Origin of the sequence: Metabacillus mesotrionivorans (assembly GCF_052171315.1) — a bacterium.
In the GTDB taxonomy this organism is placed as follows: Bacteria; Bacillota; Bacilli; order Bacillales; family Bacillaceae; genus Bacillus_P.
The window spans coordinates 956599-972736 of the sequence record NZ_JBQMFF010000001.1 but is presented as its reverse complement, the minus strand read 5'-3'; the positions used below and the strand labels follow the sequence as shown (position 1 = coordinate 972736).

Below are 16138 nucleotides of genomic sequence, written 5' to 3'. Positions count from 1 at the left end.
TTTTCCAGTAAACATTCTAACCAAATTAACCTACGATGTTACGAGTAAGGAGCTAGTTTCGTTCATGATAACTCGCTTCGGTCTCCCGTGTTCTCTTCATCCCGCAGGAGTCAAGTGCCTTCCGCTTCAGTCCACTGGTTTCTTATGATCACACATTCTGAAGCAGCATTATACAGGCAAACAAAATAAAGACGCGCTATTGCAGCGTGTCTTCCTGGTGCATGTCTTCAGTTGTTTCAAAGCTCAGTCTGCCAAGCTTTTCATGACGTATTTCCCTGACGATGAGTTCTGCAGCTTTATCGTAATCCACAAAGCCTCCGGACATCATGCAGCCGCGTTTCTTTGCAACGGCATCAAACAGCTCTATCCGGTCTTCAGGTATCGCGTCAAGTGCGAATCTTTCCTTTAGACGGTTTGGATAATGGGCGCTTAAAAACTCGAGGGCAAACAAAGCTACTTCCTGCAAGTTAAGAATGGCATCTTTAATCGCACCTGTAGTTGCAAGTTTTAATCCCACCAGCTCATCTTCGAACTTAGGCCAGAGAATTCCCGGAGTATCAAGCAGTTCCAGTTCTTTTCCGACTTTCACCCACTGCTGTGCAGTTGTAACACCGGGTCTGTCTCCGGTTTTCGCCATATTCTTTTTTGCCAGACGGTTGATCAGGGTCGATTTTCCGACATTCGGAATGCCGATGATCAGTGCTCTTATGGCTCTTGGCCTGACGCCTTTTGCCGCGAGTTTATCAAACTTCTCTTTCAGCACTTCTTTTGACATCGTGACAATCTGCTTGATGCCTGTCCCTGTTTTGGCATCAATCGGAAGGGCGTGAATGCCCTGCTCTTTAAAATAGGCAAGCCATTCCTGTGTTGCTTTCGGATCTGCCATATCTGCTTTATTCAACAGAACGATCCGCGGTTTGGCCGAGATGATTTCATCAATCATCGGATTTCTTGATGAAACCGGAATTCTGGCATCGACAAGTTCAAACACAATATCGATTAATTTTAATTTCTCGGTAACCTGTCTTCTTGCTTTGGCCATATGGCCGGGAAACCATTGTATGGTCATTCTTACCACCTGCTCTTATTCCTTACTTGACAAAACGGATATCGTTCAGAGGCCAGTAAATCAGGCTTGTCTGACCCATTACCTCGTCTTTTGAAACCGGTCCGATATGGCGGCTGTCTTTGCTGTAGCGGCGGTTATCGCCCATAACAAAAAGCTGTCCTTCAGGGACCTTTTCCACTGTAAATGGCTCTGTAAGCGGTCCGTCTATCAGTGTATTCTTGTATTCTTCAAGGTAAGGCTCCGCGTAAGCCTTTCCGTTAATATAAAGTGTATCATCTTTGTATTCAATCCGGTCACCGGGAAGACCTATGACTCTCTTGATATAATCCTTCTCTTCCGTTGCGTGAAAGACAACGATGTCAAACCGCTCTGGTTCACCAATTTTGTAGCCGATTTTGTTGACAATCATCCGGTCCTGATCATGAAGAGTAGGCATCATGGAAAGTCCGTCAACGACAATCGGTGCAAACAGGAAATAACGGATAACGGCTGCGAGTACTACGGCGACAGCAAGTGCTTTAATCCATTCAAACAACTCGCTCTTTTTTCGAGTCATGCTTTGAATTCACCTTCTCATACACTTTATTGTAGGCTGCTTGTTTGTTTATAGTATAGGATGACAGCTTCATTTGCAGTCATGTTATTTTTTTAATGATGAAAAAAGGGCTTGTTCATAGTAAACAAGCCCTTTCTGGTGCAATTATCGAATTTCTTTAATACGAGCCGCTTTACCGCGTAGTTCGCGCAGGTAGTAAAGTTTCGCACGGCGTACTTTACCGCGACGGATTACTTCTAACTGTGCGATTTTCGGTGTGTGAACAGGGAATGTACGCTCAACGCCTACTCCGTAAGAAATCTTGCGAACCGTGAACGTTTCGCTGATTCCGCCACCACGACGCTTAATGACAACACCTTCAAAAATCTGAATACGCTCGCGAGTTCCCTCAACAACTTTCACGTGTACACGGACAGTGTCTCCAGGACGGAACGCAGGAAGATCAGATCTTAATTGTTCTTTAGTGATATCTTCAATTAGTTTTTGCATCGTTTTCAACTCCTTCCAACAGATGTTCATTACAAAACATTTCATGCAGCGGAACACCGTTTTAGTGCGCGGCACCTATCAAGGAAAAAACCTTTATAGGCAACCAAATCACAAGAAACATCATATCATATTGCCCGGACGCATGCAATACTTCAATTATTGTTTTTTAAATTCATCGATCCACTTTTTCTGCTTATCTGACAATGTGTATGATTCAAGAAGATCCGGTCTTCTCTCAAACGTTCTTCGGAGGGATTCTTTTTCCCGCCATTCTTCAATTTTGGCATGATTGCCAGATATCAGTACATCAGGCACCTTCAGTCCCCTGAAGTCAGAAGGCCTCGTGTAGTGAGGATGCTCAAGGAGGCCTGTGCTGAACGAATCAAGGACAGGAGAGTCTTCATTCCCCAGCACGTCGGGAAGAAGCCTGACGACACTGTCAGCGATCACCATGGAAGCAAGTTCACCGCCGGTCAGAATAAAATCCCCAATTGAAATCTCATCTGTCACAATGTGTTCTCTTATCCGCTCGTCATAGCCTTCATAATGTCCGCAAATAAACACAAGATGATCTTCCTTTGCAAGCTCTTCCGCTTTTTTCTGGGTGTAGGTTTCTCCCTGCGGACACACAAGGATTACTTTAGGAGCAGAGCTTTCCTGTTTAATCGCTTCAACCGCATCAAAAATCGGCTGCGGCTTTAAAACCATGCCCGCACCTCCGCCATACGGATAATCATCAACGGTTGCATGCTTGTGATCTGAAAACTCTCTGAAATTTGTCACATTAAACTGGACGGCGCCTTTTTCTTCCGCTTTTTTTAAAATGGAGTTTCCGATGACTCCGTGGAACATTTCAGGAAAAAGCGTTAAAAAGTCTATTCTCATTCTTCAATAAGTCCTTCCATCAGTGAAATCACAATGCGCTTTTCTTCAGGATCGATTTCTTTTACCACATCATCAATAAAAGGGATCAGCGCATCCTTTTTCCCTTTCCGCTTGATGATCCAGACATCATTTGCACCCGTTTCGAGAATTTCGTTGACGGTGCCGATTTCTGCGCCTTCATCCGTTACAACGGTGCAGCCGATGATCTCGTGGAAATAATATTCGCCTTCTTCAAGATCTGCAAGCTGGCTTTCCGGCACTTTGATCACGGAGTTTTTATATTTCTCGACATCATTAATAGAAGGATGGTCTTCAAACGTAAGCAAATTGAACGTTTTATGGAACCGGTGAGATTTGACTGTTACCTCATCAGGTGTTGCTTGTCCTTCTTTAAATAAGTAGAGAACGTTTCCCGCCTTATAGCGTTCTTCCGGGAAATCAGTTGTCGACAGTACTCTGACCTCTCCCTTTACTCCATGAGTATTGACGATTTTTCCTACATTAAACCATTTCTCTGCCATATGTTCACCTCTAGCGTATTTCGACGACGATGCCGTCTTTTATCACGATGGTTCTTTCTTTCACAAGCTCATCCCAGCGGTCGCCGACGTTAATATCGACAAGTGCATTCATTTCTTTTTCTTTCATTTCGCTTCCGAGAGGGAGAGTTTCAAGCTGCTGCAGCTGAAAGTCAGCTATTTTTATTTTATCCATCCTTCTTGAGATCTCACGCTGATACTGTTTTCTCATCTCTTCAGTCTGAATGGTCTTTTCTTTTTTCTTCAATTGAAAGGAAAGCTGATCAATTTCCCTTTCAAGCTGCTGTTTCGTTTGTTTAAATGTTTTCATGAGCTGCTCTTTGCTTGCTGCTGTCAGGATCTGTTTGACCGTTACCGTCTGGAAGATCTCCATCTTCATTCCTCCGTCAGCTTTTGTTCAGCCATTCTTCTCTTTTATTGTACAAAAAAAAGGAAGGCTGATCCTCCCTTTTTTTCTTAATCATTAATTTCAAGCTGAACTCTCTTTTTAGAGCTGGATCCTGCTGCATAAACAACAGTCCGAATCGCTTTCGCTATCCGTCCGTGCTTTCCGATTACCTTGCCGATATCATCTTGATGTAAGGTTAATTCGTAGACAATTTGATGTTCACGTTCATTTTCTACAACAGACACATCTTCAGGATGGTCAACAAGCGGCTTAACGATCGACTCGATTAACTCTATCATTGAAGCAGCCCTTATTTGCTGTGCTTAGCGTTATGGAATTTTTCCATAATGCCTTGGTTTGAGAACAAGTTGCGGACTGTGTCAGATGGTTTTGCACCATTTTGCATCCACTTAAGAGCAAGCTCTTCATTGATCTCAACGATTGCAGGGTTTGCAACCGGGTTGTACGTTCCAACTGTTTCGATGAAACGTCCGTCACGAGGAGAACGAGAGTCTGCAACTACGATACGATAGAAAGGAGATTTATTAGCTCCCATGCGTTTTAAACGAATTTTTACTGCCATTTTAAATAGCACCTCCGAAAATATTTCAACAAGATAGTATGATATCAGTGAAAAACCACTTTGTAAAGTGTTTTTTCTTAACACCTAAAAATTGTTACATGAACGGAAACTTCATTCCGCCTTTTTTCTTGCCTTTTGACATGCTTGTCATCTGCTTCATCATCTTTTTCATGTCCTCAAACTGCTTAAGCAGGCGGTTCACTTCAGGCACGGTTGTCCCGCTTCCCTTTGCAATACGCTTGCGTCTGCCTGAGTTGATGATTTCAGGATGCTGTTTTTCTTCCTTCGTCATCGAACGGATGATGGCTTCAACAGAGCCGATCTGCTTTTCATCGACTTGGGCATTTTTCAGGCCTTTGATTTTATTTGCCCCCGGAAGCATGCCGAGGAGCTCATCAAGCGGTCCCATGCTGCGGACCTGGCCAAGCTGTTCAAGAAAATCGTCAAATGTAAACGAAGCGGTTCTCATTTTCTGCTCGAGTTCTTTCGCTTTCGTTTCATCTACGTTTGCCTGAGCCTTTTCAATAAGAGTAAGCACATCGCCCATTCCGAGAATCCGGGAAGCCATGCGCTCCGGATGAAATGCCTCAATGGCATCGAGCTTCTCTCCAAGACCGACGAACTTGATTGGCGTCTGAGTGACAGAACGGATGGAAAGCGCCGCTCCGCCGCGCGTATCGCCGTCAAGCTTCGTCAGAACTACACCCGTGAGTCCGAGCTGCTCGTTAAAGCTTTGGGCAACATTGACAGCATCCTGACCTGTCATGGCATCTACCACAAGGAAAATCTCATCAGGTTTTGACAGTTCTTTTACCTGCTTAAGCTCGTCCATTAAGGTCTCGTCAATGTGCAGGCGTCCCGCCGTATCAATCAAAACATAATCATGATGCTCTTTTTTGGCGTGTTCAATTGCCTGTTTGGCAATCTCAACAGGACTTACCTGATCCCCAAGTGAGAAAACAGGCATATTCAGCTGTTTTCCAAGCGTTTCAAGCTGCTTGATTGCTGCAGGACGGTAAATATCGGCTGCAACAAGCAATGGCTTGCGGTTATGCTTTTTGCGCAGAAGGTTGGCAAGCTTTCCGGTTGTCGTTGTTTTACCTGCCCCCTGCAGACCTACCATCATAATGACAGTCGGCGGCCGGTTGGCAACAGCAATTTTGCTCTGCTCACCGCCCATTAATGCAGTCAGTTCTTCTTTAACAACTTTAATGACCTGCTGGCCGGGAGTAAGGCTTGTCATGACTTCCTGCCCGACAGACCGTTCGCTTACTTTTTTAACAAAATCTTTTACGACTTTGAAGTTAACGTCCGCTTCAAGCAATGCAAGACGCACTTCGCGCATCATTTCTTTAACATCAGACTCCGACACTTTGCCTTTGCCGCGGATTTTTGCGATTGTATTCTGCAGTCGGTCGGCTAATCCTTCAAATGCCATACATGCCGCCTCCTAATCTAATTTCTCAAGCGATTCAACAAGCGATAAAACGTGTTCGTTTCCGTCCAGGTTCACCACTGCTGTTTTCAGCTGCTCAATCAGCTGCAGCCGCTTTTGAAATTTTTCAAAAAGCAATAATTTTTCTTCATATTGTTCGAGCATCGCCTCAGTCCGTTTAATGTTATCATAGACGGCCTGGCGGCTGATGTCATACTCTTCAGCAATTTCACCCAAGGAGTAATCATCCAGATAATAAAGCGACATATAGCTCTTTTGCTTTGGTGTTAACAACGATTGATAAAAATCAAACAAGTAATTCACTCTCGTTGTCTTTTCAAGCATCACTAAGCCTCTCTCCTTTGTTAAGGGAATTGCCTTTACAAGTCATTAGTTTACATTTTCAAAAGGGGGATGTCAAGTTTTTTTCTTGACTGCCAGAAAAGCGGAATCAGCCGTTTAGCTCCGATAGACAGATAAGAAATCGACCAGAAAGGCCGGGCTTGCCTTTTTCGGGGATTTTGTTCTGGCAGAGGAGTTGGTTGATGGAGCTGGACAATGCGAAATGCAGAATCGCCCGGGCAGCTATCTAAACAGAGTCCCTGAATTTTATATTTACTTGCTTCATTAGAAGGTATACTTGAATTTTTTCTTTGTTTACTTGAAAAACCAGACCCCTTATTTGCCGAAATCCCATGTTTGCTTGAAAATTCCCAGCTACCTCCTAATTTCGAAGAGGGGAATACGGCATCTCCGCCCATTAAGGTTTCTCTAATTGCTTCTGGGCATCTGATTCAATCTGTGAAACTCTGCAGTTTCGATCTTGATTCCCTAAACTCTCATTTACATGCCGTTTTAAAAAGATAATTTGATAACTTCCTCTTTTACTTGAAAAACCAGACCCTTTACTTGCGAAACCCCAGATTCACTTGAAGATTCCCGGCTGCCTTCCAAATTTTCCGGCCGCCAGCTTCTGTTTTCCCCACAAAAAAACCGCCCCCCTTCTTCATCGGAAAAAGAGAGCGGTTTTCATGTTTTTATGCTTCTTCCACAAGATCCGCAAACAGGCCGTAGACGTACTGTTCTGCATCAAATTCCTGGAGATCGTCCATTTTTTCGCCTAAGCCGACAAGTTTTACAGGGATGCTCAGCTCATTGCGGATGGCAAGGACGATGCCGCCTTTTGCCGTTCCGTCAAGCTTTGTAAGCACGATGCCTGTGACATTTGTCGCCTGGGAAAACTGCTTTGCCTGCACCATGGCGTTCTGGCCCGTGGTCGCGTCAAGAGCCAGAAGGACCTCATGCGGAGCTCCCGGGATTTCGCGCTCGATGACCCGTTTTACTTTTTCGAGCTCGTTCATGAGATTGACTTTGTTTTGCAGGCGTCCTGCTGTATCGCAGATCAGCACGTCCGTTTTTCTTGCTTTTGCCGCCTGAACAGCATCAAACATGACGGCTGCAGGGTCTGAGCCTGCGGATTGCTTAATTACATCCACTCCAGCACGCTCTCCCCATACTTCCAGCTGCTCAATTGCACCTGCACGGAATGTATCTCCTGCTGCAAGCAGAACTGATTTGCCTTCCTGCTTCAGCCTGTGGGCAAGCTTGCCGATGGATGTCGTTTTGCCGACTCCGTTTACGCCGACAAACAGAATCACATTTAGGCGTCCTTCCTGAATGTCAAGCTTTGGAGACTCTTCATCTTCTCCTTCATAAATCTCAACAAGCTTTTCAGAAATCACTGATCTTACATCTTTTGAGTCCTGAATATTCCGCCGCTTTACTTCCATCTTCAGCTCATCAATAAGATCCATTACTGTTGCTACGCCTACATCGGCGCCAATCAGAACTTCCTCAAGCTCTTCAAAAAACTCTTCATCTACTTTGCGGTATCGGGCAACGAGATTATTGACGCGTTCAGAAAATGATACTCTCGTTTTCGCAAGCCCCTCTTTATACTTTTCCGGTGAAGCATCAGGCTCCTGCTGCTGTGTAAATTTATCTTTTAATTTTTTGAAAAAACTCACTTAAGCTTCATCCTCTCATCTTGATTCGGCAAATTCTTTTGTTTCCTCCAGGCGGACTGAAACCATCTTGGATACGCCTGATTCCTGCATCGTTACGCCGTAGAGTACATCTGCATCTTCCATAGTGCCTTTTCTGTGTGTAATCACGATAAACTGTGTATCTTGGCTGAATTTTTTAAGGTACTGCGAAAATCTGTGCACATTCGCCTCATCAAGGGCTGCTTCGACCTCATCGAGCACACAGAACGGAACCGGTCTCACCTTTAAAATGGAGAACAGAAGGGCGATGGCTGTAAGAGCCCGCTCTCCGCCGGACAGGAGTCCCAGGTTCTGCAGCTTTTTGCCCGGAGGCTGAGCGACAATATCCACTCCGGTATTCAGCAGATCATCAGGATTTGTAAGCCTGAGCTCCGCCCGGCCTCCTCCAAAAAGAGCCTGAAAAACAGATTCAAAGTGTGACCTGATCTGAGTAAAGGTCGAGTGGAATCTCTTTTTCATTTCTTCATCCATCTCGCCGATTACCTGGTGGAGTGTATCTTTGGCCTCCTGAAGATCGTTGCGCTGGTCTGTCAGGAAATGATAGCGTTCAGACACTCTCTCGTATTCATCGATGGCGCCAAGGTTAACAGTGCCCAGTTCTTCAATCGCAAGCTTGATCAGCTTGACCCGTTTTCTCGCTTCTGCAGCATCTGTCTGAAGCTCATACTTTTCTTTTGCCGCTTCAAACGAAAGAAGATACTCTTCGCGAAGATGATTGAGCCTGTTATCAAGCTCCACATCATAACGGTTCAGCTTCACTTCCTCATCCTTCAGCAGCTCTGACAGCTGTTTGTACTGCCTGTTCAGTTCTTTCACTTCTTTTTCTGCTGTTTCAAGCTGATCCTGAAGCTTCAGACGCTGACTTCTTCTCACAGAGATCAGTTCAATCGTTTTATTTTTATCTTCCCGCTTTTCTTGTGCTGTTTGCTCGAGTTTTTCTTCCCCGGAAAAATCAGAATTCATTTCATCCTGAAGAAATTCCAGGTCTTCTTTTGCTTCGCGGTATTTTTTCTGCTGCGCGAGCAATTCCTGCTCTGTCCGTTCAGCAAGAGCGAGCTGATTTTCAAGCGCCTGCTTTTTGCCGGCAAGCACCACTTTTACATCTGTTATGTCCGACTGAACTTCTTCTTTGGACATTTGCTGACTTGATTTTTTGGCGCTCAGTTCAGCGATAAGCTGATCAAGCTCTCTTTTTTTGCTGTCATCCTTTTCAAGCCGGAGAGTCAGTTCTTCCTTGCGTTTTACCATTCTGGCCTTTTCTTCCTGATATGATTCTTTTTCGGCATCATAAAGGGAAAGATGGCTGTTTACATTCTTCTCCATCAATTCAATTTCTTTCAGGTCTGACCTCACAGCTCCTGTATCCATGCGGAGCTGTTCGCCTTTTTCCCTGAGAGATTCGAGGTTCTTTTCACCCTCTGATATGGAAAGTTTCAGTGATTTGACCTCTTGTTCAAGCTGATTTGTCTTATCGGACATTTCGCTGAACTGTTTTTCGATTGTTTCCAGTTCGCGGCTTCTGCTGAGAAGAGAATTGTTTTTCTGCTTGACTGCGCCGCCCGTCATCGAGCCGCCGGGATTCACAACATCTCCGCCGAGGGTCACAAACCGGAAACGGTAGTTTAAAAGACGCGCCAGTTCGTTTGCTCCCTTGAGATCTTCTGTCACAATGACCGTTCCAAGGAGATTTAATACCGCTTTTCGGTAAACAGGGTCATACTCGGTCAAATCAGAGGCAATCCCTTTAAATGCCGGATGGCTCTGAAGTGTCTGCAGATCATGCGCAGAAATAGTCCTTTCCTTCATAACCGTGAGCGGAAGAAATGTTGCCCGTCCAAACGCATGTTTCTTCAAATACGCGATAGCGGTTCTTGCAGCCTGTTCGTTCTCTACGACAACATGCTGGGCTGCGCCGCCGAGAGCAATTTCAATTGCCGTTTCATAGAGTTTATCCGTTGAGATAAGCTCGGCAATGGCACCGTGAATGCCTTCAAGGTCATTCCGGCGTTTCAGGATCTCTTTTACTCCCTGGAAAAATCCTGCATAATCTTCCTGCATGGATTCGAGCATTTCCTTGCGCGATTTCGTCTGCTGCAAATACTGATATGCCTGGTAAAGAGCCGTTTCCCTCTTTTGATAGGCTGCTTTTTTATGCTCAAGGCTTGTCTGGGCGGTTCTGAACGTTTTAATTTGCTCATCAAGATCTGCTTCAAGAAGGGAAAGTCTCGCCTCAAGTTTACGTTTCTTCTCTTCCGTTTCGCTTCTCTCGCTCAAATACTTTTGATTGGCTTCTTTCAGGCGGCCGGTCTTTCTTGCCTGCTGCTCAATCTGCTCATTTATGTATGTGATTTCATTTTTCGCCTGGGCTTCTGCATTTAAAAGATCAAAGTATTCACTTTTAAGCGATTCAATCTTTTCTTCCATGTTCTGATCAAAGGAGGACAATAGAGACTGTTTCTGCTGAAGCTGTTCTTTAAGGTCTGCCACTTCCGACTGCAGAGCTTTAAGCGTCCGCGACTGTTCTTCTTTTTCCTTTTCGAGCGCATCAATGCGTTCTGATGCTTCTTTGACCGCATGCTGAAGCTGGGATTTGTTCTGGCTTGCATTTTTTTTCCGTTCTTTCAGAACTTCTTTTCTGCCTTCCAGCTTTTCAAGGTCTTCACTGGCAAGAAGAAGCACCTGCTGAAGGTCATTGATGGATTCATCAAGCGCCTGAGCCCGGTCTCTGACCAGCTCTATATCCGCCTCTTTTTTCTGAACGGCGGCATAAAGGCTGCTTTCTTTCCGTTTTCCGTCTTCTACTGCTTTTGAAAGAGCTTCCCATTTTTGATGAAGTTCCTCAATTTCATAGACGGTCAAAGCTACTTCAAACTGCTCGAGTTCTTCTTTTTTCTCCAAATAGTCTTTCGCGATCGAAGCCTGGATTTTAAGGGGCTCCACCTGTCCTTCAAGCTCATGGAGAATATCCTGGACCCGGTTTAGGTTTTCCTGCGTTTCAGCCAATTTGTATTCGGCTTTTTTCTTTCTCGTTTTATATTTAAGGACGCCTGCTGCTTCTTCAAAGATACTGCGGCGTTCTTCTGCTTTGCTGCTTAAAATTTCTTCTACTTTTCCCTGGCTGATGATTGAAAAAGCTTCTTTTCCGAGCCCGGAATCCATAAAAAGGTCGACAATATCCTTCAGACGGCAAGTCTGATTGTTAATTGAAAACTCGCTTTCGCCGGATCTGTACACTCTTCTCGTGACAGAAACCTCATGATAATCGATCGGCAAAAACTGATCTCCGTTATCAAGAGTCAGTGTTACTTCCGCCATGTTGACACCTTTTCTTGAGTCGCTTCCGGCAAATATGATATCTTCCATTTTCGTTCCGCGGAGAGATTTGGCCGACTGTTCTCCAAGCACCCATCTGATGGCATCCGTTATATTGCTTTTCCCGCTGCCGTTTGGTCCGACAACAGCTGTGACACCTTTTACAAAATCGACATTCACGCGTTCAGCGAATGACTTAAATCCTACAATATCCAAACGTTTGAGGAACATTATGGATCCTCCCTACTATTCTATAAAATCATCCATATTCTATCATAATTTCTGCCCGGCAGGTTTAAAAACATATGCAAATGGACCTGCTCCCTGCAGAAAATCGCTGTACATAAAGAGAACCCCCTTGTATTCGGGGGTTTATCCATTAAAGCGGCTTCAGTTTTGTCAAGGCTTCCTGTGCCGCGTGCTGCTCGGCCGCTTTTTTTGATTTTCCGCTGCCTGTTCCAAGGATCTCGCCATTTAACGAAACAGTTGCAACGAATTCTCTGTTGTGGGCAGGTCCTTTTTCCTGAAGAATTTTGTACTCAAGGGATCCTTTGCTGTCCCGCTGGACAAATTCCTGCAGCTGGCTTTTAAAATCCATCACATGAGAAAAAGCACCATCATTTATTTTAGGGAAAACGCATTTTTCGAGGAAATGGACCACAGGCTCAAGACCTGAATCCAGATACAGTGCACCGATAAAGGCTTCAAAAACATCTGCAAGCAAAGCAGGTCTTGCTCTTCCGCCTGTCATCTCTTCCCCTTTTCCAAGAAGCACAAGCTTACCGAATGAAAGCTCGTTTGCAAATGCGACAAGGGACGGTTCACAGACGATCGCAGCTCTGACCTTTGTGAGATCTCCTTCGCTCATTGTCGGATATTTCTTGAATAAAAACTGGGAAATCGTCAGTTCAAGTACAGCGTCTCCTAAAAACTCCAGCCGTTCATTGTCTTCATACGGCTTTTTGCGATGCTCATTCACATAGGATGAATGTGTGAAGGCTTGGTACAATAATTTTTCATTTTGAAACGTATGGCCAATTTGCTCCTGAAATTGTTTGAATTCTGCTTTTTTGACAAACGATCTTCTCTCTCTGTAATTCATCTTCGGCATAATAACCTCCATCACTTAAACAACAGCATCTAACTTGATCTTTTCAAAATGGGATAAAGCCCCGCCTTATAACGGGGCTTTATTTGCAACATTACTGTTGACTTTGTATGTAGTTCACAGCGTCGCCCACCGTTGCAATCTTTTCTGCATCTTCATCAGAAATTTCCATGTCGAACTCATCTTCAAGTTCCATCACAAGTTCTACAACATCCAGGGAATCAGCGCCAAGATCGTCCTTGAAAGAAGCTTCCATTTTCACTTCTGCTTCATCAACACCAAGACGGTCAACGATAATTTTCGTTACGCGTTCAAGTACTTCTGCCATAACATTTCACCTCCCCTCAAAGTATTATAGTGTATATCCTTTTAAAAAACTAGCCGAAATCAATGATTGCAGAGCATGTGGAACATGTTTTTTTACATGACCATGCCGCCGTCTACATGAATTGTCTGCCCAGTGATGTAGCTGCTTTTTTCTGAAGCAAGAAACACGGCAGTGTGCGCGATGTCTGAAGCTTCGCCGAATCTTGCAAGAGGGATCTGCTTCAGCATTTCATTTTTCACATCTTCTGTCAGTTTATCCGTCATATCAGTCGTAATAAACCCGGGAGCAATCGCATTCACCGTAATATTCCGTGAAGACAGCTCTTTAGCAGCCGTTTTTGTAAGGCCGATTACACCCGCTTTTGCTGCTACGTAGTTTGCCTGACCCGGATTTCCGCTGACGCCGACAATGGAAGCAATGTTGATGATTCTGCCGTAACGCTGCTTCATCATTTGACGGGTAACAGCTTTTGTTGTGAGGAAAACGCCTTTTAGATTAATGTTGATAACATCATCCCATTCGGAGTCTTTCATTCTCATTAAAAGGTTGTCTTTTGTGATGCCGGCATTATTGATTAAAATGTCCAGTCTGCCAAAACGCTCAACCGTTTCTTTTACCATCGCTGATACTGAGTCACTGTCACTGACATCTGCCTGTACAGCAAACGCTTCTCTTCCAAGAGCTTTAATTTCGTCAACGACCTCATTTGCCTTAGCTTCGCTTCCGGCATAGTTGACCGCTACATTTACCCCGTTCCGTGCAAGTTCGAGTGCGATGGCCCGGCCGATGCCTCTTGATGCACCGGTAACGAGTGCTGTTTTACCCTCTGTCATAACTGAACCTCCTTCAGTTTTTGAACGGCTGCTTCAAATGATGCCATGTCTGAAACAGCTATCAATTGTGCACTCCGGTCAATTTTTTTCACAAGTCCCGAAAGAACCTTTCCAGGGCCGATTTCTACAAATACCGTTACACCCTGATCAATCATTTCTTTCACTGATTCTTCCCATCTGACAGGTGAATATAATTGTTCAACTAATAAACGCTTGATCTCATTTTTGTCTGCAACAGGCTTGGCGGTTACATTGGCAACAGCAGGAATGGCCGCATCGTTTATCTCAAGTTCCTCTAAAACACCCGCAAATTTTTCAGCAGCAGGCTTCATAAGTTCCGAGTGAAACGGACCGCTTACATCAAGCGGAATAGCGCGTTTGGCACCTTTTTCTTTAGCAAGTGCCGATGCCTTTTCAACGCCTTCTGCTGTACCCGAAATCACAATCTGGCCCGGGCAGTTTAAATTCGCAAGCTGGACAGAAAATCCTGATGCCGTTACCTCTTCAGTCACGCTTTTCAGGGCTTCCGCTTCCATTCCCAAAATGGCAGCCATAGCTCCTATGCCTGCAGGCACGGCTTCATTCATATACTCCCCGCGCTTTCTCACAGCGTAAACCGCATCCTCAAAGGACATCACGCCGCTTGCAACCAAAGCTGAATACTCTCCGAGACTGTGCCCTGCTACATAATCAGGTGAAATACCGCTTTCTCTGAATTTTGACAGGATTGCTGTACTTGCCGTAAGAAGTGCCGGCTGAGCGTTGTACGTAAGTGTCAGTGTTTCCTGCGGCCCTTCAAACATGATTTCTGAAAGCTTCAAGCCGAGTTTTTCATCTGCCGCTTCAAAAATGGACCGGGCAGCTTCTGACTGATCATGCACATCTTTCCCCATACCGACAGACTGCGAACCCTGACCGGGAAAAATAAACGCCAATTTACTCATGATAATCTCCCCTCATGCATTTAGTTATCGGCCGACTTTTCAACTGAGTGTCTAATCGTGCCTGTTACATCGTTGCTGACCATTTCCCGCGCCTGGCGGATGGCGTTATAGACGGCGTTCGGATCTGATGAGCCGTGTGCTTTGATCACCGGCGCTTTTAATCCGAACAGCCCCGCACCGCCATATTCGGAATAATCCAATTTCCCTTTAATGACTTTAAGCTTTGGTTTCAGAACAGCTGCGGCAAGCTTTGACTGAAGATTGCTTGTCAGAGCTGATTTCAGCATTTTGAACACAGAAAGTGCCGTCCCCTCAATGGTTTTGAGGGCAACATTTCCGGTGAAACCGTCTGTTACAACAACATCCGCGATGCCGTCAAGCAAATCCCTTGCCTCTACATTGCCGATAAAATGCAGGTCTGAGCCTTTCAGCAGCTGGTAAGCTGCTTTAGTTAACTCATTTCCCTTCTTTTCTTCCGTGCCGACATTCAGCAGGCCGACACGAGGCTTTTCAATCCCTCTTACTTTGTTTGCATAAATAGAGCCCATCATGGCATATTGCAAAAGCTGCTCAGGTTTGGCATCAGCGTTGGCGCCGACATCAAGCATTAAAAACCCGTTTCCTTCAATGGTTGGCAGCGTAGGAGCAAGTGCAGGCCTTTCAATTCCCTCGATCCGGCCTACAACGAAGAGCCCGGCAGTCATTAAAGCGCCGGTGTTTCCGGCGGAAATGCATGCATCCGCCTCCCCTTCCTTGACAGCGTTCGCCATCAGCACCATTGAAGCATCTTTCTTTCTGCGGACGGCTCTTACAGGCTCGTCAGTTGCTTCGATCACCGTATCTGTATGTACAATCGAAATTCGTTCTTGATTTGTCAAATATTCTTTTATTAAAGGCTCTTTGCCGTAAAGTGTAATTTCAATATCGCTGAAAAGAGTGACAGCTTTCATTGCGCCTTCTACGATTGCTTTAGGAGCATTGTCTCCTCCCATTGCATCAATTGCGATCTTCATTGCTGAAACCTGCCTTTTTTGTTGTTTTTGAACGGTACATGTCAAATTCTCCTGAAAAGACAAGCTCACTGCCTACATAGCTTGTGACTTCTACCGTCGTTCTGCCTTTTTCTTCATCTGTATGGATGACTTTTGCCTTTGCGACAACTCTTTCTTTTTCCTTTACTTGCCTTGTGAAACGGATATTTGCCTTTGCTGTAAGAGCAAGCTCGTCATCAATGACCGCCACTGCAAGCGAATTGGCCTGGGCGAATAAGTGATGCCCGCGGGCAATCTGATTGCGGCTGAAAACATGCTCTTTTTTCACTTCGAAAATCGATATCGCAGAAGAATCAAGCTCTAGATCAATAATCTCCCCGATCACTTCTTCTAAGGGCAGAGATTTCACTTCATCATCGAGCTGCTTTACTGCCACATGCTTTATCCGTTCTCTTAGCTCAGGAATGGAGAGTTCAAGGCGGTCGAGTCTGACCGTCTGGATACTGACCTGAAATTTATCAGCCAGTTCTTCGTCGGTAATAAAGGGTGTATCATTTATTGTCTGCTTCAGCAGAGACTGCCGTTCTTTTTTGGATTTTCTCATTGCACTA

At 45.0% G+C, this 16138-nt stretch carries 19 protein-coding genes; all 19 read right to left on the bottom strand.

The annotated features are described in order from the left end of the window. Positions 1–196: 196 nt before the first annotated feature. The 19 genes from ylqF to fapR all read right to left on the bottom strand — a co-directional run bounded on the left by ylqF (position 197) and on the right by fapR (position 16131). Complete coding sequence (gene ylqF / locus ACTSEZ_RS04905) at positions 197–1069, bottom strand: ribosome biogenesis GTPase YlqF (RefSeq protein ID WP_369733045.1); 873 nt, start codon at positions 1067–1069, stop codon at positions 197–199. A gap of 22 nt (positions 1070–1091) precedes the next feature. After that, positions 1092–1625: a signal peptidase I gene (gene lepB / locus ACTSEZ_RS04900; protein WP_369733044.1), complete on the bottom strand. Its 534-nt coding sequence runs from the start codon at positions 1623–1625 to the stop codon at positions 1092–1094. Between the two features lie 144 nt (positions 1626–1769). Next, positions 1770–2114, bottom strand: coding sequence for a 50S ribosomal protein L19 (gene rplS, locus ACTSEZ_RS04895; RefSeq protein ID WP_029281375.1), 345 nt, complete (start codon positions 2112–2114; stop codon positions 1770–1772). Between the two features lie 156 nt (positions 2115–2270). Then, positions 2271–2999, bottom strand: a complete 729-nt coding sequence (trmD, locus tag ACTSEZ_RS04890) for a tRNA (guanosine(37)-N1)-methyltransferase TrmD (RefSeq protein WP_369733043.1) — start codon at positions 2997–2999, stop codon at positions 2271–2273. Beyond that, positions 2996–3520 (bottom strand): ribosome maturation factor RimM, encoded by a 525-nt coding sequence (gene rimM, locus ACTSEZ_RS04885; RefSeq protein ID WP_369733042.1) that lies wholly within the window; start codon positions 3518–3520, stop codon positions 2996–2998. The genes trmD and rimM overlap by 4 nt, the downstream gene beginning before the upstream one ends. Before the next feature lie 10 nt (positions 3521–3530). Further along, positions 3531–3911: a YlqD family protein gene (locus tag ACTSEZ_RS04880; protein WP_320154307.1), complete on the bottom strand. Its 381-nt coding sequence runs from the start codon at positions 3909–3911 to the stop codon at positions 3531–3533. 83 nt (positions 3912–3994) lie between these two features. Further along, positions 3995–4225: a KH domain-containing protein gene (locus tag ACTSEZ_RS04875; protein WP_029281383.1), complete on the bottom strand. Its 231-nt coding sequence runs from the start codon at positions 4223–4225 to the stop codon at positions 3995–3997. A gap of 11 nt (positions 4226–4236) precedes the next feature. Further along, positions 4237–4509, bottom strand: a complete 273-nt coding sequence (gene rpsP, locus ACTSEZ_RS04870) for a 30S ribosomal protein S16 (RefSeq protein WP_029281384.1) — start codon at positions 4507–4509, stop codon at positions 4237–4239. Between the two features lie 94 nt (positions 4510–4603). Beyond that, positions 4604–5947 carry a signal recognition particle protein gene (gene ffh / locus ACTSEZ_RS04865; RefSeq protein WP_369733041.1) on the bottom strand — a complete coding sequence of 448 codons (1344 nt, stop codon included), beginning with the start codon at positions 5945–5947 and terminating at the stop codon, positions 4604–4606. Between the two features lie 12 nt (positions 5948–5959). Further along, on the bottom strand, positions 5960–6292 hold the full coding sequence (locus ACTSEZ_RS04860) for a putative DNA-binding protein (protein ID WP_369733040.1): 333 nt from the start codon (positions 6290–6292) through the stop codon (positions 5960–5962). A 47-nt stretch (positions 6293–6339) separates the two neighbouring features. Then, entirely contained in the window at positions 6340–6705 is a 366-nt protein-coding gene (locus ACTSEZ_RS04855; RefSeq protein WP_369733039.1) for a hypothetical protein, read from the bottom strand. Positions 6706–6981: 276 nt separating this feature from the next. Beyond that, entirely contained in the window at positions 6982–7971 is a 990-nt protein-coding gene (ftsY, locus tag ACTSEZ_RS04850; protein WP_369733038.1) for a signal recognition particle-docking protein FtsY, read from the bottom strand. Between the two features lie 15 nt (positions 7972–7986). Further along, positions 7987–11553: a chromosome segregation protein SMC gene (gene smc / locus ACTSEZ_RS04845; RefSeq protein ID WP_369733037.1), complete on the bottom strand. Its 3567-nt coding sequence runs from the start codon at positions 11551–11553 to the stop codon at positions 7987–7989. A 148-nt stretch (positions 11554–11701) separates the two neighbouring features. After that, a complete protein-coding gene (rnc, locus tag ACTSEZ_RS04840; RefSeq protein ID WP_029281393.1) occupies positions 11702–12433 on the bottom strand; it encodes a ribonuclease III in 732 nt (243 codons plus the stop codon). A gap of 91 nt (positions 12434–12524) precedes the next feature. Next, complete coding sequence (gene acpP, locus ACTSEZ_RS04835) at positions 12525–12758, bottom strand: acyl carrier protein (RefSeq protein ID WP_029281395.1); 234 nt, start codon at positions 12756–12758, stop codon at positions 12525–12527. A 92-nt stretch (positions 12759–12850) separates the two neighbouring features. After that, a complete protein-coding gene (gene fabG / locus ACTSEZ_RS04830; protein ID WP_369733036.1) occupies positions 12851–13591 on the bottom strand; it encodes a 3-oxoacyl-[acyl-carrier-protein] reductase in 741 nt (246 codons plus the stop codon). Next, positions 13588–14535: an ACP S-malonyltransferase gene (gene fabD / locus ACTSEZ_RS04825; RefSeq protein ID WP_369733035.1), complete on the bottom strand. Its 948-nt coding sequence runs from the start codon at positions 14533–14535 to the stop codon at positions 13588–13590. The genes fabG and fabD overlap by 4 nt, the downstream gene beginning before the upstream one ends. Positions 14536–14555: 20 nt before the next feature. Continuing rightward, entirely contained in the window at positions 14556–15548 is a 993-nt protein-coding gene (gene plsX, locus ACTSEZ_RS04820; protein ID WP_369733034.1) for a phosphate acyltransferase PlsX, read from the bottom strand. Then, positions 15532–16131, bottom strand: a complete 600-nt coding sequence (gene fapR / locus ACTSEZ_RS04815) for a transcription factor FapR (protein ID WP_029281403.1) — start codon at positions 16129–16131, stop codon at positions 15532–15534. The genes plsX and fapR overlap by 17 nt, the downstream gene beginning before the upstream one ends. Between the last annotated feature and the right edge of the window lie 7 nt (positions 16132–16138).